The sequence below is a fragment of the Brevundimonas naejangsanensis genome (assembly GCF_000635915.2).
Lineage (GTDB): Bacteria > Pseudomonadota > Alphaproteobacteria > Caulobacterales > Caulobacteraceae > Brevundimonas > Brevundimonas sanguinis.
The window spans coordinates 494649-516100 of the sequence record NZ_CP015614.1; the positions used below are offsets into that span (position 1 = coordinate 494649).

Genomic DNA, 21452 nt, shown 5'->3' on the forward strand with positions numbered 1-21452 from the left:
GAGGGTTCCGCCTGGCTTGGCCGTTGGCAAAAGCGGAAGCCGCTTGCCTATCGGACATCCAGATACATTATTCGATCGAGGCGCGCCTTCGGCTTGCGCTTGCGCGCGTTCAGTGTTCTGAACGCCCCTGTTAAATCGTCGGAGGGGGAAGCCGATGTTACGCAAGGTTCTGCTGGCGAGCGTCGCCGGTCTGGTGATGCTCGGGGCGTCGGCTCAGGCGACAGCGCAGTCTGCGCCCGCGACGGCGGCGGCCACGTCGGCCTGGCAGGACGGCCTGTTCGGCGTGCGGCTGGACCGGGAGAAGGGGCGGGTTCTGGCGCGTCTGTCGCCACCGGACGCCGAGGGCGTGATCGGCCGCTACCTGTATCAGCCGGGCCTGTCGGCAGGGCTGGGCATGGATAACGCCGGGCTGGACCGATCCGGTCTGGGCCAGACGCAGATCGTAGCCTTTCACAAGGTCGGCGGCCGGGTGTTCGCCCGGTTCGAGAATCACCGCTTCCGCGCCTTTGACGCCAGCGACGACGAACAGAGGGCGGTCGCCGCCTCCTTCGCCCCCTCGACCGTCTGGGCGACGGATGTGATCGAGACGGGCGCCGACGGCTCGGTGGTCGTCGATCTGTCGGGCTTCCTGACGCGCGATGCGGTCAATATCGCCGGGCGGCTGAAGCGAGCCAACCTCGGTTCGTTCAAGGCGGCGCAGGATCTGGGGCATCTGGCGCTGGAACAGACCCTGGTCTTCCCCGACAACGTCGAACTTCAGACCGTCCAGACCTTCACCAGCGACGAGCCGGGCGGCGAGCTGTCGCGCATCGCGCCGGATTCGCGCGCGGTGACCCTGACGGTCCAGCACTCCTTCATCCGTCTGCCGGACGACGGTTTCCAGCCTGTGCCGCACGATCCGCGCGGCGGCAGCGTCGGCCAGGCGATGGCCGTCGACTTCGCCGCGCCTCTGGACCAGCCGGTGATGAAGCGGATGGCGCGCCGCTTCCGGCTGGAGAAGACCGATCCCTCGGCCGCCCGTTCGCCGGTCAAGAAGCCGATCGTCTTCTACGTCGACCGGGCCGCGCCGGTCGCCATCCGCGAAGCCCTGATCGAGGGCGGCAACTGGTGGGCGCAAGCCTTTGAAGAGGCGGGATATCAGAACGCCTTCCGGGTCGAGGTGCTGCCTGAAGGGGCGCATCCGATGGACGCCCGCTACAGCATCATCGCCTGGGTCCACCGCGAGACGCGCGGCTGGTCGACCGGCAGCACGGTCAGCGATCCGCGCACCGGCGAGATCGTGCGCGGCGTGGTGCAACTGGGCTCGCTGCGCGACCGTCAGGACAAGATGATCATCGAGGGGCTGGTCGGCGCCGCGCGCGCCGGGACGGGCGCCGAGGACGATCCGGACCGTCTGGCCTATCACCGCCTGCGTCACCTGTCGGCGCACGAAATCGGCCATTCGATCGGCCTGGCTCACAACTTCGCCGCCTCCAGGTATGAGGGCCGCGCTTCGGTGATGGACTATCCCGCGCCCTGGGTGATCGCCGACGGCGACCGGCTGGATTTCAGCCAGGCCTATACGACCGGCGTCGGCGCCTGGGACCGCTACGCCATCGACTGGCTGTATGGCGACACGCCGGGGCAGGACCCGCAGGCGCGCCGTCTGGCCTTGGCGGCTGAGGCGCAAGGAAAGGGCTATCGCTTCGTCGGCGACAGCGACACCCGCCCGCTGGGCAGCCTTCAGCCCTATGGCGCCATGTGGGACAACGGCGAAGACCCGGTGGCCGAGTTCGCCAACACCCTGGCGGTGCGCCGCATCGCCCTGTCGCGCTTTGGTCTGGGCAACCTGCCGGCCGGAGCCCCGGCGGCGGACCTGCGCCGGGTCATCGTGCCGATCTATCTGTATCACCGCTATCAGACCACGGCGGTCGGGCGTCAGATCGGCGGCGTGGACTACAGCTACGCCGTCAGCGGCGCCGGGCATGAGCGGGCCGAGGTCGTGCCCGCCGACAAGCAGCGCGCGGCGCTGGAGGCCCTGATGCAGGCGCTGTCTCCGGCCGAGTTGGACCTCAGGGACGACCTGATCGACCTGCTGTCCTCGGTCCAGTCGGGCAATCCGGATCGCCAGACCCAGATCGAGCTGTTCGAAGGCAAGACCGACGCCGTGTTCGACCCGTCCTCGGCGGCGGCTGCGGCGACCGAGGTGGTGTTCGAGACCCTGTTGGCGCCCGAGCGGCTGAACCGCCTCATCGAACAGCAGCGCCGCGATCCGGGCCAACTGGGCCTGGTCGAGACGTTGGATCGGGTGGCGCTGGCCGTCGGTCCGGGCGCCGTCCTCAGCCCGCGACAGGCCGAGCTGCGCCGCGTCGCCCGCGCCCGCTACGCCGCCCATCTGTCGGCCCTGATGCAGGGCAAGGACCTGTCTTCGACCGCCCAGGGCGTGGTGCGCGACAGCGCCCGCCGCTTCGGCGAACAGTTGAAACGCTGCCGTGGCGATCGGCTGGAGACGGCGCAGTGCGCCTATCTGGCCGACGCCCTGATAGGACCGGTCGAGGGGCTGAAGGCGCTCAGCGCGACCCTTCCGGTTGCGCAGCCGGTTCCGCCGGGCGCGCCGATCGGCGGCGGCGAGTGGCATTGACGCAGGCCCAGGCTTCGGCCGACGCCCGTGCTGGTAAGAATAGGAACAGTATCATGAGAACCCTGCTGCTGACGGCCTGCGCCGTTTCGTCCCTTCTGGTCGCGTCGGACCCGGCCGCAGCGTTGGCCGCCGAGGCGTCTCCGTCCGCCGCGCAGATGCAGCAGGCCGGAGCGCGGCTGAAGGCGCTCTATGAGGCGGAAACGGAAACCAGCATGGCCCGCACCGGCCGGGTCAAAGGCGCTGACGGCGAGTATGGCCCAGCGGATCGTCTGGCCGACGTCAGCCCGGCGGCCCAGCAGCAGCGCCTGACCTATGTGCGCGAGCTGTTGCAGCAACTGGACGGCATTACGCTGGACGAACTGTCGGCGGAGGACCGCATCAACGCCGCCGTCTTCCGCACCAATCTGGAGCATGCCCTGATCGACGGTCAGGCTCGCCAGTGGGAGATGCCGTTCAACAGCGACAGCTCTTTCTGGACCTACCTGGACCAGTCGCGCAGCCTGCGGACCGCCGAGGACTACAGCGCCTTTATCTCGCGGATGCGCGACATCCCGCGCTATTTCGACCAGCAGAAGGCCAATATGCGCGACGGCCTGGCGCGCGGTTTCAGCGTGCCGCGCGTGACGCTGGAAGGCCGCGAGGCCTCCATCACCAACTTCATCACCGACACGGCCGAGGCCAACGCCTTCTACGCGGCCTTCCGCCAGATGCCCTCGACCGTATCGGCGTCCGACCAGGCGCGCCTGCGCGCCGAGGCCGCGACAGTCATCAATGAGGCGGTGATCCCGGCCTATCGGTCGCTGCTGGACTTCTATCTGAACGAGTATCAGCCGCGCGCCCGCACCACCTTGGCGGCCCGCGACATGCCCGACGGCGTCGCCTTCTACGAGTCCCAGGTCCGCAAATACACGACGCTGGAACTGAGCGGCGAGGAGATTCACCAGATCGGCCTGTCCGAAGTCGCCCGCATCCAGGCCGAGATGCGCCAGACGATGGCCGACGCGGGCTTCACCGGCTCGTTCGACGAGTTCCTGCATTTCCTGCGCACCGACCCGCAGTTCTACGCCAAGACGCCGGACGAACTGATGATGGTGTCGGCCTGGGTCGCGGTGCGGGCCGATGGCGAGATCGGCAAGCTGATCGGCAAGCTGCCGCGTCGTCGCTACACCATCATTCAGGTGCCTGAGGCGCTGGCCCCCTTCTACACGGCGGGGCGCGGCGGGCTGGAAGCCTGCCAGATGAACACCCACAACCTGCCTAGCCGGCCGCTGTACAACATCCCGGCCCTGACCCTGCATGAGTGCGCGCCGGGCCACAGCTTCCAGATGGCGCTGGCCGAGGAACAGGACGCAGGGCCGACCTTCCGTCGCCACACCTACTTCTCGGGCTATGGCGAGGGCTGGGGCCTCTATACGGAATGGCTGGGCGTCGAGATGGGCATCTATCGCACGCCCTATGAGAACTTCGGCCGCCTCAGCTACGAGATGTGGCGCGCGGCGCGTCTGGTGATCGACACCGGCGTGCACCTGAAGGGCTGGTCGCGCGAACAGGCCATCGACTATCTGGCGGGCCATACCGCCCTGTCGCGCCACGAGGTCGAGACCGAGGTGGACCGCTACATCAGCTGGCCCGGTCAGGCCTTGTCCTACAAGCTGGGCGAGCTGACCATCCGCCGTCTGCGCGGCGAGGCCGAGGCCGCTCTGGGCGAGCGTTTCGATCCGCGCCCGTTCCATGACGAAATCCTGGCTTTGGGCTCGGTGCCGCTGAACACGCTGGAGGAGCATATGCGCGCCTTCATCGCGCGCGGCGGCAAACCCGCTGAGACGGCCAAGGCGGTCGCCGCTCAATAAATACGGGCGACAGCCGAAAGAAGGCGAGGGCGCGTCAGGGCTTGGACGCGCCCTTCGTCTTCTGGTCGATCAGAACGGCCTTTTGCCATCGGCTGGGCGCCTTGTCGGTGCGATGGATGCAGCCCGCCCAGCAGCAGGGACGGCGCTTGCCCTCCCGCAGTTCCTCTACGGTCCGCCGGATGCGTCGCTGGCGCGTGGCAGGTTGTTTGGCGTCATCGACCCAGCAGATGAACTCGTTACGGCCCAGCGGGGTCAGGTTTCGCCACAGGTCGAAAATCTCGTCGTCTGCTTTCAGGGCGTTCTGAAGGTCGGCGGCCGCCTGATGCACGGTTCCCTGCGGAAAACCGTCTGGCATGGGCGCCTCCTGGAACTCGCGACCGATGTGTCGGCCTCTCTAGAATATAAGCGGCAACCCGATCGCGACCGCAAGATCGGGTCGCGCGCCGGACGAGACTTAAGCCTTCGCAGTGGTGAGGGGCAGCGCCAGCTCCACCGCCAGTCCCGGCTGATTGTCGTCCAGTCGAAGCTCGCCGCCATGGGCCCGCGCGACGGCCGCCACCATGGCCAGACCCAGACCTGCCCCGGACGTATGGTCGCTCGCGCCCTGATCCAGGCGATAGAAGCGGCGCAGGACCTTGTCGCGCTCGGTTTCCGGCACGCCGGGGCCGTGGTCGGCGATGCGGATGATCGCCCGGCCGCCCTCGCTGGTCGTGGATACCTCGATCTGCCCGCCGCCGTGGAAGACGGCGTTCTCGATCAGATTGGCCAGCGCCTGTTGCAGCAGGGCAGGGTCGGCCTCGATCGTTCCTGTTGGGGCCAAGGCGATGATCAGGCGCCCGCCCGCCTCTTCGACGAAGGGGCTGTAGATGTCTGCCACCGTGGCGGCCAGGGCGGCGAGATCCAGCCGTTCGGTCTGCAAGGCGGCGTCGTCGCTCTCGATCCGCGCCAGGGTCAGCAAGGCCTCGAACAGGGCGCTGACCTGGTCCGTTTCTTCAAGCGCGCGCTCGACAGCGGCTTCGCGCGCCTTGGCGTCATCCAGATTGGCGGCCAGGTCCTCCAGCCGGTGGCGAACCCGGCTCAGCGGCGCGCGCAGTTCGTGGGCCACGCCCTCGGACAGGGTCTTCAGCGTCGTCAGCGCCGCCTCCTGCCGGTCCAGCATTCGGTTGAGATTGGCCGACAGCTCATTGAACTCCCGCCCCAGGCCGACGGCGGGCAGGCGGGCCGAATCCTGACCGGCGATGATGCGGCCGACTGCCTGATTGACGTCTTCCAGCCGCCGCAGGAACAGCCGGCCGGCGAACCAGCCTCCGGCCAGGGCGAGCAGGATCAGCACGATCCCGCTCATCAGGGCATAGCGGCGGATGCCGCCGCGCAGTTCGTCCAGGTGCTGGATGTCGCGTCCGACCGCCAGCAGGCCGCCGTCGGACGCCCGCGCGCTCAGCGTCAGCATGTTCGGCGTCTGGTCGGGCCAGCGGGCGGGGCGCGCCTTGTTCGGCAGGTTGCGACGGAAGCCGGTCTCATTGACCGCCAGCCGCGTCAGACCGTTGGAGAAGGTGCGGCCGTCCGGCGCCTCGACCAACAGCAGATAGCGCCGGGCGTCGCGGTTGCGGGCCTCGGCGTTCAGCTCCTGCACCAGTTGGGCCGTGCCGTGCCGGTTGGCGTCGGCGCGCATGACGTCCATCTGGTGGTTCAGCCCGTCGCGGACCTCGGCCTCGGCGAAGCGCATCAGGCCGTAGTCCACCCCCGCGATCATCACCGCCGCGCCCAGGCCGAACAGGACCGAGAAGGCGGCGGCGTAGCGCAGGCTGGCCGTGGACCAGACGGAGGGGCGCTTCGGCTCAGTCGGGGGCCTTGAGGACATAGCCCACCCCCGAATGGTGTGGATCAACTCCTGATCGAAGCCACGATCGACCTTGGCGCGCAGGCGGCTGATGTGGGCGTCGATCAGATTGGCGCGCGGGTCGAAGTGGAAGCCCCACAGGCTTTCCAGCAGCATGGTGCGCGTTACGGCGTGACCGGCGTTGCGAGCCAGCCGCTCCAGCAGTTTGAACTCATGCGGGGTCAGGTCCAGCATCCGGCCTGCGCGGGTCGCCCGGTGGGCGGCCACGTCGACCTCAAGATCCGCCACGCGATGCCGCGTCGATGTCTCGGCCAGCGGCGGACGGCGCACCAGGGCCTGAAGCCGTGCGCTCAGCTCGCTGAAGGCGAAGGGCTTGACCAGATAGTCGTCGGCGCCCGCGTTCAACCCCGCCACCCGATCATCCACCGAACCCAGCGCCGTCAGCATCAGCACCGGCGTCTTCAGCCCGCCTGCGCGCATGGCCTGAACGGCCTCCAGGCCCGGCAGGCCAGGCATCATGCGATCCACGACAAGGGCGTCGTACTGGCCCTCCATCGCCATGTGCAGGCCCGTCTCGCCGTCGCCGGCTTCATCGACGGTGTGCCCTTGCTGGCGCAACCCTTCGGCCACGAAGGCGCGGGTTCGGGCATCATCGTCAATGACTAGCATTCGCATGAGCGCCCTTCTAAACCTCTGCGGCGAAACGACCAGACCGGCTTGGAATTAATCTGGCCGCAAGACAACGCGAAGGTTGCTCCGCTATAGGCCGATTGTTGCGAATGATATGCAACAGCTTGAGTGCAGCAGGGATCAGCATGGAGTCGAGAGTAGCGGAGTTTTGGGGCGCGCCCGATCTGTCGGTTCAGATCGGCGGCGGCGCATCCGAACGGCAAGAGGCCGCCGCTCCCAAGGACGACATGGACTGGGCCTTTGGACTGAGCACGCCCGAGCTTCGCCTTTTCACCACCGGTCTGAAGCAGCGCCTGACGCCGGGGCCGGCGGCGACGCTGGGGGCGCGCGTGCGCGGCTTCTTCGCTGATCTGCCCGTCGCGCCGGAAACCGATGAGCCGTCGCCGCGCCTGCTGGTCGGCGCGCTTCCGTTCGACCGCCGCGCCGACGACTGCCTGTTCCTGCCCGAGCGCGCCGCCAACCGTATCTGGGATATGCGCTCGAGCGCGCCGCGCCCCTCGATCCGCGCCCTGACGCCCGAGCCGTCGCGCGCGGCCTATGAGGCGGCGGTGACGCAGGCGCTTGCCGCCATGCGCGCTTCTCACGGCGGCGCCGAACCGATCAATAAGGTGGTGCTGTCGCGCAGCCTGAAGGTTCAGGGCGACGGCGCGATCGACCCCTTCGCCCTGTGGCGCGACCTGAAGGCCGACCCGACCGCCGCGCGCTTCCTGACGCCGCTGGGCAAGGGAGCCGGGGGGGCGATGCGCCGTCTGGTCGGCGCCACGCCGGAACTGTTGGTTTCCAAGCGTGGGCCCGCAGTCTTCTCTCACCCCCTGGCCGGGTCGGCGCGTCGCAGCGTCGACGTGGTGCAGGACGAGGCGGCGGCACAGAGCCTTTTGGCTTCGGACAAGGACCGCCGCGAACACGCCCTTGTGGTCGAGGCCATCATGGACCTGTTGGCGCCATACTGCAGCGACCTGCGCGCGCCGCCCGGACCGGCGCTGGTCTCGACGCGGACCATGTGGCACCTGGGCACCCGCATCGAGGGGCGGCTGCATCGTCCCGATGAAACCTCGGCCGCCGAACTGGCCGCCCTGCTGCATCCGACGCCCGCCGTCTGCGGCTCGCCGCGCGACCGCGCGGCTGAGAGGATCCACGCGCTTGAAGGCTATGACCGGGGCTTCTATGCCGGGGCCGTGGGCTGGACCAACGCCTTTGGCGATGGGGCGTGGTACGTCTCGTTGCGCTGCGCCGAGACGTGCGGCGATCAGGCGCGTCTCTATGCCGGGGCGGGCATTGTGGAAGGCTCCGACCCCGCCGCCGAGGCGGACGAGACGTCGGGTAAGTTCCAGGCCGTTCTGCGCGCCCTGGGCGTGGATGAGGCGAGCGTATGATTCCCCTGCAACAGATCTGGCCGGACGACATGGCGGCGCGTTATCGGGCCAAGGGCTATTGGCGCGGCGAGACCTTCTCCCAACTGCTGCGCAGCCGCGCCGAGGTGCAGGGCGACGCCGTCGCCGTGGTCGGCATGGACCAGCGCTGGACCTATGGCGAACTGCTGGAAAAGGCCGAGACGGCCGCCGCCGGTTTCCTGGCGCTGGGGCTGAAGCCCGGCGACCGGGTGGTGGTGCAGCTTCCCAACCTGCCTGAGTTCCTCAGCGTGATCTTCGGCCTGTTCCGGGCCAAGCTGATCCCCGTCTATGCGCTGCCCGCGCACCGTTCGACCGAGATTGTCCACTTCCTGCGTCGGGCCGAGGCCTCGGCCTATGTCGTGGCCGACCGACACGAGGGGTTCGACTACCGGGTCCTGGCCCGCGCCGTTCAGGCCGAGGTTCCCGAACTGCGCCATGTGGTCGTGGTGGGCGAGGCGGAGGAGTTCGCATCCTTCGAAGCCTTCCGCGCCCATCCGGCGTCTCTGCCGACCGAGGACGCCGATCCGTCCGATGTGGCCTTCCTGCAGATTTCGGGCGGCTCGACCGGCCTGTCCAAGCTGATCCCGCGCACCCACGACGACTATCTGTACAGCGTGCGCGAAAGCGCGGTGATCTCGAAACTGAGCGCGTCCAGCGTCTATCTGACGGCCCTGCCGGCGGCGCATAACTTCCCGATGAGCTCGCCGGGTTATCTGGGCGCCCTCTATGTCGGGGCGACGGTGGTGATGTCGCCGTCGCCGTCGCCGGACGCCTGCTTCCCCCTGATCGAGCGCGAAGGGGTGACGATCACTGGCCTGGTCCCGCCGCTGGCCTTGCTGTGGATGCAGGCGGCGCGGCGAAAGACCCACGACATCTCCAGTCTTGAGGTGCTGTTGGTCGGCGGCGCAAAGTTCCTGCCAGAGGCGGCGCGGCGCGTGCGCGCCGAACTGGGCTGCACCCTGCAGCAGGTGTTCGGCATGGCCGAGGGTCTGGTCAACTACACCCGGCTGGATGACCCCGAGAGCCTGATCGTCGAGACGCAGGGGCGACCGATCAGCCCTGACGACGAAATCCTGATCGTCGACGATGCGGGCGCGCCGGTCGCTGAAGGTCAGCCGGGCAACCTGCTGACGCGCGGCCCCTATACGATCCGCGCCTATCACAACGAACCAGCGGCCAATGCGCGGTCCTTCACCGACGACGGCTTCTATCGCACTGGCGACGTGGTGCGCCGCACGCCCGAGGGCTATCTCGTCGTCATGGGCCGGGCCACCGACCACATCAACCGCGCGGGCGAGAAGATCTCGGCCGAGGAGGTCGAGGATCACCTGCTGGCCCACCCGGCCGTGTTCGACGCCGCCGTGGTGTCGGTGCCGGACGACTATCTGGGCGAGCGCATCTGCGCCTTCATCATCCCCAACGGCGCCCCGCCGCGCGGCGTCGAGCTGAAGGCCTGGATGCGCAAGCGCGACATCGCCGACTTCAAGGTGCCGGACCAGATCGTCTTCGTCGACGACTTCGCCGTGACCGCCGTGGGCAAGGTCAGCCGCCGCGAACTGCGCGCGGCGCTTCGTCAGCGCATTCTGGAAGAGGAGGGCAAGGCGTGACCGCATCAAAGGGCCTGCCCACCGTCCCGGCCTACGCCCTGCCGACCGAGGCGGATATCCCCGCCTCGCGCGCCCAGTGGACGTTGCAGCGGGATCGCGCCGCCCTGCTGGTCCATGACATGCAGCGCTATTTCATGCGCCCCTATGCGCCGGGCGCCGAGCCGCTGCCCGGCCTGATCGCCAACATCGCCCGGTTGATCGCAGCGGCGCGGGCGGCGGGCGTGCCCGTCTTCTACACCGCCCAGCACGGCGATCAGGACCGCCGCGACCGGGGCCTGCAGGCCGACCTGTGGGGACCGGGCATGAGCCGCACGCCTGAGCATGAAGACATCCTGCCCGACTTGGCCCCGGCGCCGGGCGACTTTCCCCTGGTCAAGCACCGCTATAGCGCCTTTCAGCGCAGCAACCTCGAGACGCTGATGCGGGTGCGGGGGCGGGACCAGCTGATCGTCTGCGGCGTCTACGCCCACATCGGCTGCCAGCTGACGGCGGCCGAGGCGTTTCAGCGCGATATCGAACCCTTCTTCGTCGCCGATGCGCTTGGCGACTTCTCGCGCGACAAGCATATGGGCGCGGTGGCCTGGGCCGCCGACACCTGCGCCGTGGCCCTTTCGACGGCGCGCGTTCTGGAACGACTGACATGACCAAGCTGACCCCGCAGGATCTGACGCTGGAGCGGATGCGCGCCGATGTCGCCGCCCTGCTGCATGAAACGCCGGATTCCATCCTGGACGACGACAATCTGATGGACCTGGGCGTCGATTCCTTGCGCGCCCTCAACCTGTCGCTGGCGTGGAGCGAGGCCGTGCCGCTGGAGTTCAGCGAACTGGCCGAACACACCACGCTCGCAGGCTGGTGGAGCGTGGTTCAGGCGCGCCTGCGCGCCGCCGGTCACGACGCCTGACGCCTGTATCATGGACGACGGACGCATGGCGGCGGTGCTGGAACACCCGCTGACGGAAGCCCAATCCGGCCTGTGGTTCGCCCAGAGGCTGGACCCGGCCAACCCGATCTTCAACACGGCCCATTATCTCGACATCCGGGGCGATCTGGACGTCGAGGCCTTCCGCGCCGCCGTCGATCAGACCGCCGCCGAGGCCGAGGCGCTTTCGCTGCGTTTCGTCGAACGAGACGGCGAGGTGTTCCAGACCCTCGACCCGACCCATCGGCCTCTGCTTCAGATCGTCGACGTGTCCGCCGCCGCCGACCCGGTCGCCGAGGCCATGGCCGCCATGCGCCGCGACCATGAGACGCCGCTGGACCCGACGCGCGATCCGCTGGCCGCCAACATCCTGTTCCTGATGGGACCGCAACGCTTCCTGTGGAGCCTGCGCGTCCATCACCTGGCCACCGACGGCTTCGGCATGGCCCTGCTGACCAACCGCGTGGCCGAACTCTACAACGCCGCGCGCGGCGGCCCGGCGCCCGGCCCGGTCTTCAACCCCATCGCCAGGGTGTGGGACGAAGACGCCGCCTATCGCGCCTCGGACAAGCGCACGGCCGACGCCGCCTACTGGCGCGAGATCATGGGCGACGCGCCCGAGGTCGCTTCCCTGGCGCCCGGCAAGGCCACGACCGCCCACCGCTTCCACCGCATCGAACACGCTCTGCCGCCCGAGGTCACGGCCCGTCTGCGCGCCCGCGCCGACGCCGGACGCCTGTCATGGCCCGACGTGTTGACCGCCATCGGCGCCGCCTATGTTCGCCGTTTCTCGGGCGCGGAAGAGGCGGTGATCGGCGTGCCGTGGATGGGCCGGATGGGCAACGCCTCGGCGCGCACGCCCGCCATGATCATGAACGTCCCGCCGCTGCGCCTGACGCTGGACGAGGACGCGCCGCTGGACGAGCAGCTGGTCCTCGCCTCCAAGGCCCTGATCAAGACCCGCCGCCACGGTCGCTATCGCAGCGAGCAGTTGCGGCGCGACCTGGGCCTGATCGGCGGGGCGCGGCGTCTGTATGGGCCGCTGGTCAACGTCCTGCCGTTCGACCTGCCGCCGCGCTTTGCGGGACTGGACACCACGCTGAAGGTGCTGGGCACCGGCCCTGTCGACGACATCAGCTTCACCTTCCGTGGTGACGCTGCCCCGGCCCTGACGCTGGAAGTCGACGCCAACCCCGACCTCTATACGCTGGAGGAGGCTGCCGCCCACGCAGAGCGTCTGGCCGCCTTCCTGACGAACGCTCTGGACGCCGAAACGCTGGGCGAAGTCCCCATCGCCACGCCGCAAGAGGCCGCACGCGAACTGGACGCCTTCAACGCCACCGCCCATCCGGTTCCCCACACGACGCTGACCGCCCTGCTGGAGGCGGCCATGAAGGCGACGCCGGACGCCCCGGCGCTGACCTTCGGCGATCAGACCCTGACCTACGCCGAACTGGACCGCCGCACGGCGGCGCTGGCCTCGGCGCTGGCGGCGCGCGGCGTGGGGCGCGAAAGCCTCGTCGCCGTGGCCCTGCCGCGTTCGCTGGAGCTGGTGATCGCGCTCGTCGCGACCCTTCGCGCAGGCGGCGCCTATCTGCCGCTGGATCTGGAGCATCCGGCCGAGCGCATCGCCGCCATCGTCCGCGCCGCCGGTCCGAGCGTCGTCCTGGCCCATGACGACATCGGCGGCGCGTTTGGCGAGGCCCTGCTGGCGCCCGCCAAATGGCCGCTGGACGGGGCTGCGCCTGCCGTGGCGCACGCGGGCGAGGACGCGGCCTATGTCATCTACACCTCGGGGTCGACCGGGGATCCCAAGGGGGTGCTGGTCGAGCATCGGGCCATCGTCAACCGCCTGCTGTGGATGCAGGCCGAATACGGCATCGGCGCCCACACCCGCATCCTGCAGAAGACGCCCGCCACTTTCGACGTGTCTGTGTGGGAGTTCTTCCTGGCGCTGATTTCCGGCGGCGAACTGGTCGTGGCCCCGCCCGGCGCGCACCGCGATCCGGCCGCCATCGCCGGGCTGATCCGCCGCCATGCGGTCACCGACCTGCACTTCGTCCCCTCCATGCTGTCGGCCTTTCTGGCCGATCCGGCGGCCAAGGGGATCACGGTCGCCCACGTCTTCTGCAGCGGCGAGGAACTGCCCGCCGAACTGCGCGACCGTTTCCACCAGACGGTGAGCGCCGAACTGCACAACCTCTACGGCCCGACCGAGGCGGCGGTGGACGTCAGCTATTGGGCCGCCGGGCCGGAGGATACGTCCCGCCCCATGCCGATCGGCTGGCCGGTGTGGAACACCCGGCTGGTCATCCTGGACGAGCGGCTGCGCCCCGTGGCGCCCGGCATGGGCGGCCACCTGCATCTGGGCGGCGTCCAGTTGGCGCGCGGCTATCTGAACCGGCCCGACCTGACCGAGGCCGCCTTCATCCCCGACCCGCACCATCCGGGCCAGCGCCTGTATCGCACCGGCGACGTGGCGCGCCGGCGCGCCGACGGGGCGGTGGTCTATCTGGGCCGCAGCGACCATCAGGTGAAGATCCGCGGTCTGCGCATCGAACTGGGCGAGATCGAAGCCGCCGTCATCGCCAGCGGCCTGGCGCGCGAAACGGTGGTGCTGGCGCGCGAAGACCGTCCCGGCGAGCGCCGTCTGGTCGCCTATCTGGTCCCGGCCGAGGGCTATGACCCCGCCGCCCTGAAGGCGAAGCTGGCTGCGCGCCTGCCTGACTATATGGTGCCGGCCGCCATCGTGGCGCTGGACGCCCTGCCGACGACCTCCAACGGCAAGCTGGACCGCAAGGCGCTGCCCGCCCCGGTGTTCGAGGCCGCTGCGGGCCGGCCGGCCGAGACGCCGACCGAGAAAGTCATCGCCGAACTGTTCGCCGAGACGCTGGGCCGGGCCGAACCGGCGGGCGCCGACGACGACTTCTTCACCCTGGGCGGCGACTCCCTGCTGGCGGTGCATCTGATGATGCTGATCCGTGAGCGGTTGGGGCGCGATCCGGGGCTGGGCGCCCTGTTCGACCGACCGCGCGTGGCGGAGCTGGCCGCCCTGATCGACGCGGAGGCGCTGGACTTCGACAACGGGCTGGGCGTGCTGATCCGTCTGGCCGACGGCGATCCGGCCCTGGCGCCGCTGTTCCTGATCCACCCGGCGGGGGGGCTGTCGTGGGGCTATCGCACCCTGGCGCGCGCCCTGTCGCCGCGCCGTACGGTGTGGGGCGTGCAGTCGCCCGCGCTGGACCCCGATAACGCTTTGCCGGACGGTATCGAGGCGCTGGCGTCGGTGTATGTCGATCAGATTCTGGCGCTTGGCGCGCCCGGCCCGGTCCATATCGCCGGCTGGTCCGTCGGCGGCATCATCGCCCAGGCGGCGGCGGTCGAGCTGGAGCGGCGCGGGGTCAAGGTCGGCCTGATGGCCATGCTGGATTCCTATCCGGCCGAGTGCTGGCGCGCCGAGCCTGAGCCAGACCCGGTGGACGCCCTGCGCGCGCTTCTGGCCATCGCCGGCTACGACCCGACCCAGTATCCTGAACTGCGCAGCCGCGCGGCCATCCTCGCCTTTTTGAAGGCGGGCGACAGCGCCCTGGGCGGCCTGCCCGAGGCGGCTCTGGACGGGGTCATCCGCGTGGTGATGGACACCAATCGGCTGGTGCGCGAACACCATCACAAGCCTTTCGGAGGCCGCACCACCCACGTCCGCGCGGCTCTGGATCACACGGAGCGCGACCTGACGCCGGGCCTATGGCGCCCCTACGCCGCCGATCTGGACGTGGTCGAGGTTCCCTTCCTGCACCCGCAACTGACCGGCCCGGCGGCGACGGCCCTGATCGCCCCGGCGTTGGACGCCCGCATGACCGCCGCAGAGGATACGACACGATGAGAGACAGCGGACTGTCCGGCCGTCTGGCCCTGGTCACGGGCGCGGGCGGCGGCATCGGCGCGGCGGTGGTGCGCCTGCTGGTCGAGGAGGGCGCGCGCGTGGTCGCCACCGACCTGCCGTCCACCGCACTGTCAGGTCTGGCCTTCCTGAAGGGCGTCCGCATCGAGCCGCTGGACGTATCCGACGGCGCGGCGGTCGAGGCCCTGTTCGAGCGCATCGAGGGCGAGGACGGCCCCATCGACCTGGTGGCAAGCGTGGCGGGCGTCCTGTCCAATGTGACGGTGGATCAGACCTCGGACGCCGAATGGCGCCGCGTCTTCGCGGTCAATACGGATGGGCCTTTCCACCTGGGCCGTGAAGTTTCGCGCCGGATGGGCGAGCGAGGCAAGGGGGCCTTCGTCACCGTCAGCTCCAATGCTGCGGGCGTGCCGCGTCATGCGATGGCGGCCTATGCCGCGTCCAAGGCGGCGGCGACCATGTTCACCCGCTGTCTGGGGCTGGAGTTGGGGCCCAAGGGCGTCCGCTGCAACATCGTCGCCCCGGGCTCGACCCTGACGCCGATGCAGACGGGCATGTGGGCGGATGAAGATGGCGCCGCCCGCGTCATCGCCGGCTCGCCCGAGACGTTCAAGGCGGGCATCCCGCTGCAGAAGCTGGCGACGCCCGAAGACATCGCCGAGGCTGTGGTCTTCCTGCTGTCCGACCGCGCCGCCCACATCACCATGACGGATCTCTATGTCGACGGCGGAGCCACGCTGCGGGCCTGAACTGCAGCGGAGCCGTTTCAGGACATGGGCGGGGGAGGCGGCGTGCGGTCGGGCGGCAGGGGGATGAACTCCTGATCGTCCATGTCGGGCAGCTTCATGCGCCCGGCGCGCCAGTCAGCCTTGGCCTGTTCGATCCGGTCCTGCGACGAAGAAACGAAGTTCCACTCGATGAAACGCTCTCCCACCGGCTCGCCGCCCAGCACCATGACGGTGGTCGGCTGCAGGGCGTGGATGACCGATGGCGATCCCTTGGACAGCACCGCCATCTGCCCGTGGCCCAGGGGCCTGCCGTCGTCGATCTCGACCAGCCCCTGAACGACGTAGACGGCGCTTTCGGAATGGTCGGTCGGGGTCTGGAACCGGGCGCCGGGCTCAAGCTCCAGGTGCAGGTAGTGCAGGGGCGAGAAGGTGCTGACGCCCGCCTTCATGCCCATGGTCTCGCCCGCGACCAGACGGCCTTTGACGCCGTTCTCGATCCAGGTCGGCAGGTCGCCGGGGACGACGTGCTGGAAGGAGGGATCGATCTCTTCCTGACCATTGGGCAGGGCGACCCAGGCCTGGATGCCTTCAAGACGCAGACCCTCCATCCGCGCCCGCTCAAAGCGTTCGGAGTGGGTGACGCCGCTGCCGGCGGTCATCCAGTTGACCTCGGCCGGGCGGATGTCCTGCTGGACGCCCAGGCTGTCGCGGTGGGTGATCTCGCCGTCGAACAGATAGGTCAGGGTCGAGATGCCGATGTGCGGGTGCGGACGGACGTCGACCGTCTTGGGAATGCCCGCAGGCATATCCACCGGGCCCATATGGTCAAAGAAGACGAAGGGGCCGACCATGCGGCGCTTGGCGTAGGGCAGGACGCGGCCGACTTCAAAGCCGCCGAGGTCTTTGCGGCGCTGGTCGATGACGAGTTCGATCATGGGGGGCCTCCTTGAAAGGGCGGCGGCCCGGCGATGGCCGGGCCGCCTGTTGCTTAGTGTGTCACGCTGCGGCGGGGATGTCGCCGAAGCGGCCGCTGTTGAAGTCCGTGATGGCGGTGCGGATCTCGTCCTCGCTGTTCATCACGAAGGGGCCATAGCCGACGATGGGCTCGTCGATCGGCTCTCCGGTCAGGATCAGCAGGGTCGTGTCCGTATCGGCGCTCAGGGTCACGCTGTCGCCTTGGCGGTCCAGCAGCAGGGCCTCGGCGGCGCCGGCCGGCTGGTCGCCGTTGACGGTGACATGGCCCGACAGAACCACCACCATGGCCGTGTGGCCTTCGGGCAGATCCAGCGTCGTCTCGGCGTCCCGGTTCAACCGCACGTCCCACACATTGATGGGGGTGAAGGTGGTGGCCGGGCCTTTGGAGCCCTCCATCGCGCCGGCGATGATCCGCGCGGTCCCTGCATTGTCAGGCAGAGCGACAGACGGAATGTCGGCGTTCAGGATCGCCTGGTAGCCGGGGCGGGTCATCTTGTCCTTGGCGGGCAGGTTGACCCACAGCTGGACCATGCGGAACGGGCCGCCGGTGCGCGAGAAGGCCGGGGAATGGAACTCCTCGTGCAGGATGCCGCCGCCCGCCGTCATCCACTGGACGTCGCCGGGGCCGATGATCCCGCCCTGGCCGGTCGAGTCGCGGTGCTCGACCTCGCCGTCATAGACGATGGTCACGGTCTCGAAGCCGCGGTGCGGATGCTGGCCCACGCCGCGCCGCTCGGTCGTCGGCTCGAAGTTGTACGGACCGGCGTAGTCGAGCAGCAGGAAGGGGCTGACCTGTTTGCCCACCGCGTTGTAGGAAAACAGCGAACGGACGGGGAAGCCGTCGCCGACCCAGTGGCCGCGTTCGTTGCCGTAACGGCCCAGAACCTTCTTCATGGTCTTGTCTCCATTCGTTGGATCGGCCGCTGGGGGCAGGGCCGATCGCGTTGGAGACTTTATGACGCTGGAACGCCGGGCTGGACAGATTGCGAAATCGCCTCGCTGCGTCCTATCAATAGGACGATGAGAGACCTTAACGACCTCTATTATTTCGTGCAGGTGGTGGACCACCTCGGCTTCGCCCCGGCGGCGCGGGCGCTGGGGATGCAGAAATCCAAGCTCAGCCGCCGCATCGCTGCGCTGGAACACCAGTTGGGCACGCGGCTGATCCAGCGGTCCTCGCGCAGGTTCTCCGTCACCGAGATCGGTCAGGCCTATTACCAGCACTGCCTCGCCATGCTGGTCGAAGCCGAGGCCGCTCAGGCCCTGATCGACGGCGCCCGGTCCGAGCCGTGCGGCACGATCCGCGTCGCCTGCGCGCCCGGCCTGCTGACCTATCAGATGAGCGGGCTGATCGTGCGCTTCATGGCCCTGTATCCCGAGCTAGAGGTGCAGCTTCACAGCACCAGCCGCCGGGTGGACGTCATCGGCGAGGGGTTCGACCTGGCCATCCGCGTTCGCGAGCCGCCGCTGGAGCAGACTGATCTGGTCATGCGCAAACTGGACGAGAGCGTGCATCGCCTGGTCGCCAGTCCGGACCTGATCGCCCGCATGGGAGCGCCGACCGGCCCGGCGGATCTGGCGGGCTGGCCCAGCGTGGATTTCGGCCCGGCGCATCGCGATCATGTATGGGCCCTGCACCATAAGGACGGCATGACGGCGTCGGTGCGCCATGCGCCGCGTCTTGTCACCGACGACCTGCACATGCTGCACGAAGGCGCTCTGAACGGCCTGGGCGTGGCCCTGCTGCCCAGCGTGGCGGTGATGCGCGACCTTGAGGCGGGGCGGCTGATCGACCTGCTGCCGGACTGGCGGCCCAAGAAGTGGATCGTCCACGCGGTCTTCCCGTCCCGGCGTGGGCTGCTGCCTTCGGTGCGCATGCTGCTGGATTTTCTGGTCGAGGGTTGCGCCGAGCAGCAAATTCACGGCGAAAGGCTGTCGTCGCCTGATATGGCGGCGCTAGCGAAGACGAAGGACTGAAATGCGCCTGGTCGGACTGTCGGGCAGCCTGAGGGCGGCCTCCTACAACAGCGCCCTTTTGCGCGCGGCGCAGGAGACGGCCCCGCCGGACGTGGAGCTGATCGCCGCGACCATTCACGGCATCCCTCTTTATGACGGCGACCTGGAGGCTGAGCAGGGTCTGCCCGACGCCGTGGTCGCGCTGAAGGATCTGATCGCCGACAGCGACGGACTGATGCTGTTCACGCCCGAATACAACAACTCCATCCCCGGCCCGTTCAAGAACGCCATCGACTGGCTGAGCCGGCCCAGTTCAGACATCGCACGGGTGTTCGGCGGGCGGCCGGTGGCGGTGCTGGGCGCCTCGCCCGGACCGTTCGGGACGCTGATGAGCCAGGCGGCCTGGCTGCCGGTGCTGCGCACCCTGGGCGCGGCGCCCTGGTTCGGGGCAAGGGTGATGGTCACACGCGCGGGCGACGCCTTCGACGCCGAGGGGCGCCTGATCGACGCAGATACGCGCCGTCGCCTGACCGCCTTCGTCGCCGGTTTCGCTGATCACTGCCGGGGGCTGTCGGCATGAGCGGGGAAGCCTTCGCCATCGTCGCCTATCGGCCGGAGCATCGCGACGCCTGGCGGACCCTGAACGAAGCCTGGCTGGCCGAGGGCGGCTTCGCCATCGAAGCCAAGGACCGCAAGGTGCTGGGCGACCCCGAGGGGCAGATCCTGACGCCGGGCGGCCGCATCTTCTTCGTCGAGCAGGCGGGTCAGGCCGTCGGCTGCTGCGCCCTGATGGCGATGGACGACGGCGGCTATGAGGTCGCCAAGATGACTATTGCGCCGTTCGCGCGCGGTCAGGGGCTGTCGCGCCGGCTGCTGGACGCCTGCGAGGCGGCGGCCCGCGAGGCGGGCGCGCATCGTCTCTATCTGGAGACCAGTTCGACGCTCGGCCCGGCGCTGGCGCTTTATGACAGCTTCGGCTTTGTCCGCCTGCCGCCGCGCGACACGCCCTATGTTCGGGCCGACGTCTTCATGGAGAAGACGCTGGGTTTCTCCTCCCCATGACATGGGGAGGTGGATCGGCGGCCTAGCCGCCGAGACGGAGGGGCCGCTTGGTTCCGTAGCTCTAAGCCCCTCCACCGCTACGCGGTCCCCCTCCCCACGCAGTGGGGAGGAAAGATTCTACTCCTTCGACAGGTCCTGCCGCTGGAACCACGCCAGGGCCAGAAGGAAGGGGCCGAAACTCCATAGCGCTAGTCCCGCGATGGCGCGCCAGGCGGCGCCTGCGGGGACTAGGGCGGCCTCCATGCCGCCCTTGATCAGAAGCTTCAGCACTTCATAGGCGTCGCCGGGCAACAGCAGCATCGTCGCCCAGTCGCCCATCTGCCAGCCGAACAGCGGGCTCAGCTTGGCCAGGAAGAACTGGCCGACGCCGATGACCAGGGGCACGAACAGCGCCGCCAGCAGGGACCGCGTCACTGTCGCCGCCAGCAGGCTGAGCAGCAGGAACTGCACCACCCGCACATAGGACAGAAGCGCCAGCAGGCCGAACGCCTGCGCCTGTTCGCCGCCGAAGCCGAAGGTGAAGCTGCGTCCGAAGATCACGCCCTTGGCGACATCGGCGCCCAGGCCGGCGATCAATAGCAGGATCAACCCGGCCAGGGTCATCAGCTTGACCGCGCCCACCTTGCCCATGATCAGGTTCGGCCGGGTGTTGCGCGCCGTGATCAACCGCCAGGTCTCCCAGCGGTAGTCGCCGGCGAAGACGGTGGCCGCGCCGATCAACAGGAAGGCCAGCACGCCCGGATTGGCCAGCCCGCCGGCCGCATCGACCAGCGACTGGCCCAGATCGACGGCGCTGGCGGTCAGTTTCAGTTCGACCGGCAGGGTCTGCATCGCCCCGTCCATCTTGGACCGAATGAACAGGAAGCTTGCGGTCGCCAGCCCCAGCGAGATCAGGGGCACGAACACGACGCTCCAGAACACCGCCGTGCGGTTCTGCAGCAGGCGCCAGGTTTCGGCGCGGATGGCGTCAGCCAGCATCATGGGCGGCCTCCTGCGGCGGAAGAGGTTTCGGTCATGAAGACGCTTTCCAGATCGGCGCCGACCCAGCGGGCCTCGTCGATGTCCACGCCCTGTTCGATCAGGGCGCGCAGCAGGGCAGGGGCCTCGGCGCGGGAAATGGCGGCCATGACGGCGTCGTCCTGAACGCTGCCCCGCTCGCCCAGCACGGCCATGACCTTGGCCAGCGGCGTGGCGGACAGGCGCAGGCGCTCGCCCGAGGCGGTCAGGTCGCTGACCTTGCCCTCGGCCGCCAGCTTGCCCCGGTTCAGAATGGCGACGCGGTCGCACACGCGCTGGACCTCCAGCAGCTGGTGGCTGGCCAGAACGACGGTGACGCCGTCGTCGTCGGCCAGGCTGCGGATCAAGGCGCGCATCTCCTGAATGCCGGGGGGATCCATGCCGCTGGTCGGTTCATCCAGGATGACCAGATCGGGCCGGGTCATCAGGGCGGCGGCGACGCCGAGCCGTTGCATCATCCCGACCGAGAAGCCGCGCACCTTGCGGTCGGCCGCCTCGGCCAGGCCGACCCGATCCAGCCAGCGGTCGGTCTCAGCGTCAGCGCCCATGCCGTGCGCCAGCGCCAGCCAGCGCAGCGCCTGACGCGCGGTTAGATAGGGCGGATAGCGCGGCGTCTCGATCATCGAGCCCATGCGCCGGGTCACGGCCGGATCGCCGGCGTGCTGGCCCATCACCCGCACCTCGCCGGCCGTGGGCCGGATCAGGCCCAGCAGGATGCGGAACAGGGTCGACTTGCCCGCGCCGTTGGGCCCCAGCACCCCATAGACCCCGCCGCGCGGTATGCTGAGACTGAGGCCGTCAAGGGCGCGCACCGCGCCATAGGTCTTGGTCAGGCCGTTCGTTTCGATAACGCTGGTCATGAAGGGGAACGTGGCCCGCGGTTGAAAAACCGG

Annotated in this window: 17 protein-coding genes and 1 pseudogene; 11 read left to right on the forward strand and 7 right to left on the reverse strand. The window is 69.0% G+C overall.

Translation table 11 applies throughout. From position 1 onward, the window contains the following. The first annotated feature begins 154 nt into the window (after positions 1-154). On the forward strand, positions 155-2620 hold the full coding sequence (locus DA69_RS02375) for a zinc-dependent metalloprotease (RefSeq protein ID WP_025977644.1): 2466 nt from the start codon (positions 155-157) through the stop codon (positions 2618-2620). A 53-nt stretch (positions 2621-2673) separates the two neighbouring features. Then, complete coding sequence (locus tag DA69_RS02380; RefSeq protein WP_025977643.1) at positions 2674-4470, forward strand: DUF885 domain-containing protein; 1797 nt, start codon at positions 2674-2676, stop codon at positions 4468-4470. Positions 4471-4504: 34 nt separating this feature from the next. Here the strand turns inward: DA69_RS02380 and DA69_RS02385 are convergent, their stop codons facing one another. The 3 genes and pseudogenes from DA69_RS02385 to DA69_RS15085 all read right to left on the reverse strand — a co-directional run bounded on the left by DA69_RS02385 (position 4505) and on the right by DA69_RS15085 (position 6985). Next, positions 4505-4825, reverse strand: coding sequence for a YdeI/OmpD-associated family protein (locus DA69_RS02385; protein WP_025977642.1), 321 nt, complete (start codon positions 4823-4825; stop codon positions 4505-4507). Positions 4826-4924: 99 nt separating this feature from the next. After that, a complete protein-coding gene (locus DA69_RS15065) occupies positions 4925-6331 on the reverse strand; it encodes a sensor histidine kinase (RefSeq protein WP_025977641.1) in 1407 nt (468 codons plus the stop codon). Further along, positions 6309-6985: pseudogene (locus tag DA69_RS15085) on the reverse strand (response regulator). Before DA69_RS15085 ends, DA69_RS15065 begins: the two are co-directional and overlap by 23 nt. Before the next feature lie 140 nt (positions 6986-7125). Here DA69_RS15085 and DA69_RS02400 point away from each other — a divergent pair. From DA69_RS02400 to DA69_RS02425, 6 genes are read left to right on the forward strand one after another with little or no spacing between them, the layout of a single operon-like run. Beyond that, entirely contained in the window at positions 7126-8373 is a 1248-nt protein-coding gene (locus DA69_RS02400; protein WP_025977639.1) for an isochorismate synthase, read from the forward strand. Beyond that, positions 8370-9998 (forward strand): (2,3-dihydroxybenzoyl)adenylate synthase, encoded by a 1629-nt coding sequence (locus DA69_RS02405; protein WP_025977638.1) that lies wholly within the window; start codon positions 8370-8372, stop codon positions 9996-9998. Before DA69_RS02400 ends, DA69_RS02405 begins: the two co-directional genes overlap by 4 nt. After that, positions 9995-10642, forward strand: coding sequence for an isochorismatase family protein (locus DA69_RS02410; RefSeq protein ID WP_082891411.1), 648 nt, complete (start codon positions 9995-9997; stop codon positions 10640-10642). Before DA69_RS02405 ends, DA69_RS02410 begins: the two co-directional genes overlap by 4 nt. After that, positions 10639-10902 (forward strand): phosphopantetheine-binding protein, encoded by a 264-nt coding sequence (locus DA69_RS02415; protein WP_025977636.1) that lies wholly within the window; start codon positions 10639-10641, stop codon positions 10900-10902. Before DA69_RS02410 ends, DA69_RS02415 begins: the two co-directional genes overlap by 4 nt. A gap of 10 nt (positions 10903-10912) precedes the next feature. Continuing rightward, positions 10913-14803, forward strand: coding sequence for a non-ribosomal peptide synthetase (locus tag DA69_RS02420; RefSeq protein ID WP_025977635.1), 3891 nt, complete (start codon positions 10913-10915; stop codon positions 14801-14803). Further along, on the forward strand, positions 14800-15570 hold the full coding sequence (locus DA69_RS02425; RefSeq protein WP_025977634.1) for a 2,3-dihydro-2,3-dihydroxybenzoate dehydrogenase: 771 nt from the start codon (positions 14800-14802) through the stop codon (positions 15568-15570). The genes DA69_RS02420 and DA69_RS02425 overlap by 4 nt, the downstream gene beginning before the upstream one ends. Before the next feature lie 17 nt (positions 15571-15587). Here the strand turns inward: DA69_RS02425 and DA69_RS02430 are convergent, their stop codons facing one another. Together DA69_RS02430 and DA69_RS02435 are read right to left on the reverse strand one after the other, a co-directional pair. Continuing rightward, positions 15588-16484 carry a pirin family protein gene (locus tag DA69_RS02430; RefSeq protein WP_025977633.1) on the reverse strand — a complete coding sequence of 299 codons (897 nt, stop codon included), beginning with the start codon at positions 16482-16484 and terminating at the stop codon, positions 15588-15590. A 61-nt stretch (positions 16485-16545) separates the two neighbouring features. Next, a complete protein-coding gene (locus DA69_RS02435; protein ID WP_025977632.1) occupies positions 16546-17418 on the reverse strand; it encodes a pirin family protein in 873 nt (290 codons plus the stop codon). Between the two features lie 126 nt (positions 17419-17544). Here DA69_RS02435 and DA69_RS02440 point away from each other — a divergent pair, with 126 nt between their 5' ends. The 3 genes from DA69_RS02440 to DA69_RS02450 are packed head-to-tail and all read left to right on the forward strand — an operon-like array spanning position 17545 to position 19542. Further along, entirely contained in the window at positions 17545-18501 is a 957-nt protein-coding gene (locus DA69_RS02440) for a LysR substrate-binding domain-containing protein (protein WP_025977631.1), read from the forward strand. Position 18502: 1 nt separating this feature from the next. Continuing rightward, positions 18503-19060: an NADPH-dependent FMN reductase gene (locus DA69_RS02445; protein WP_025977630.1), complete on the forward strand. Its 558-nt coding sequence runs from the start codon at positions 18503-18505 to the stop codon at positions 19058-19060. Then, positions 19057-19542: a GNAT family N-acetyltransferase gene (locus tag DA69_RS02450; RefSeq protein ID WP_025977629.1), complete on the forward strand. Its 486-nt coding sequence runs from the start codon at positions 19057-19059 to the stop codon at positions 19540-19542. Before DA69_RS02445 ends, DA69_RS02450 begins: the two co-directional genes overlap by 4 nt. 117 nt (positions 19543-19659) lie before the next feature. Here the strand turns inward: DA69_RS02450 and DA69_RS02455 are convergent, their stop codons facing one another. Both DA69_RS02455 and DA69_RS02460 read right to left on the reverse strand, forming a co-directional pair. Then, positions 19660-20523 (reverse strand): hypothetical protein, encoded by an 864-nt coding sequence (locus tag DA69_RS02455; RefSeq protein WP_025977628.1) that lies wholly within the window; start codon positions 20521-20523, stop codon positions 19660-19662. Continuing rightward, positions 20520-21419, reverse strand: coding sequence for an ABC transporter ATP-binding protein (locus DA69_RS02460; protein ID WP_025977627.1), 900 nt, complete (start codon positions 21417-21419; stop codon positions 20520-20522). Before DA69_RS02460 ends, DA69_RS02455 begins: the two co-directional genes overlap by 4 nt. Positions 21420-21452: the final 33 nt, after the last annotated feature.

Bases quoted from the DNA above. Each gene is read 5' to 3' on its own strand.
- DA69_RS02375 (WP_025977644.1), top strand. From the start codon at position 155: ATGTTACGCAAGGTTCTGCTGGCGAGCGTCGCCGGTCTGGTGATGCTC.
- DA69_RS02420 (WP_025977635.1), top strand. From the start codon at position 10,913: ATGGACGACGGACGCATGGCGGCGGTGCTGGAACACCCGCTGACGGAA.
- DA69_RS02450 (WP_025977629.1), top strand. From the start codon at position 19,057: ATGAGCGGGGAAGCCTTCGCCATCGTCGCCTATCGGCCGGAGCATCGC.
- DA69_RS02400 (WP_025977639.1), top strand. From the start codon at position 7,126: ATGGAGTCGAGAGTAGCGGAGTTTTGGGGCGCGCCCGATCTGTCGGTT.
- DA69_RS02455 (WP_025977628.1), bottom strand. From the start codon at position 20,523: ATGATGCTGGCTGACGCCATCCGCGCCGAAACCTGGCGCCTGCTGCAG.
- DA69_RS02430 (WP_025977633.1), bottom strand. From the start codon at position 16,484: ATGATCGAACTCGTCATCGACCAGCGCCGCAAAGACCTCGGCGGCTTT.
- DA69_RS02435 (WP_025977632.1), bottom strand. From the start codon at position 17,418: ATGAAGAAGGTTCTGGGCCGTTACGGCAACGAACGCGGCCACTGGGTC.
- DA69_RS02415 (WP_025977636.1), top strand. From the start codon at position 10,639: ATGACCAAGCTGACCCCGCAGGATCTGACGCTGGAGCGGATGCGCGCC.
- DA69_RS15065 (WP_025977641.1), bottom strand. From the start codon at position 6,331: ATGTCCTCAAGGCCCCCGACTGAGCCGAAGCGCCCCTCCGTCTGGTCC.
- DA69_RS02445 (WP_025977630.1), top strand. From the start codon at position 18,503: ATGCGCCTGGTCGGACTGTCGGGCAGCCTGAGGGCGGCCTCCTACAAC.
- DA69_RS02460 (WP_025977627.1), bottom strand. From the start codon at position 21,419: ATGACCAGCGTTATCGAAACGAACGGCCTGACCAAGACCTATGGCGCG.
- DA69_RS02425 (WP_025977634.1), top strand. From the start codon at position 14,800: ATGAGAGACAGCGGACTGTCCGGCCGTCTGGCCCTGGTCACGGGCGCG.
- DA69_RS02405 (WP_025977638.1), top strand. From the start codon at position 8,370: ATGATTCCCCTGCAACAGATCTGGCCGGACGACATGGCGGCGCGTTAT.
- DA69_RS02385 (WP_025977642.1), bottom strand. From the start codon at position 4,825: ATGCCAGACGGTTTTCCGCAGGGAACCGTGCATCAGGCGGCCGCCGAC.
- DA69_RS02440 (WP_025977631.1), top strand. From the start codon at position 17,545: ATGAGAGACCTTAACGACCTCTATTATTTCGTGCAGGTGGTGGACCAC.
- DA69_RS02380 (WP_025977643.1), top strand. From the start codon at position 2,674: ATGAGAACCCTGCTGCTGACGGCCTGCGCCGTTTCGTCCCTTCTGGTC.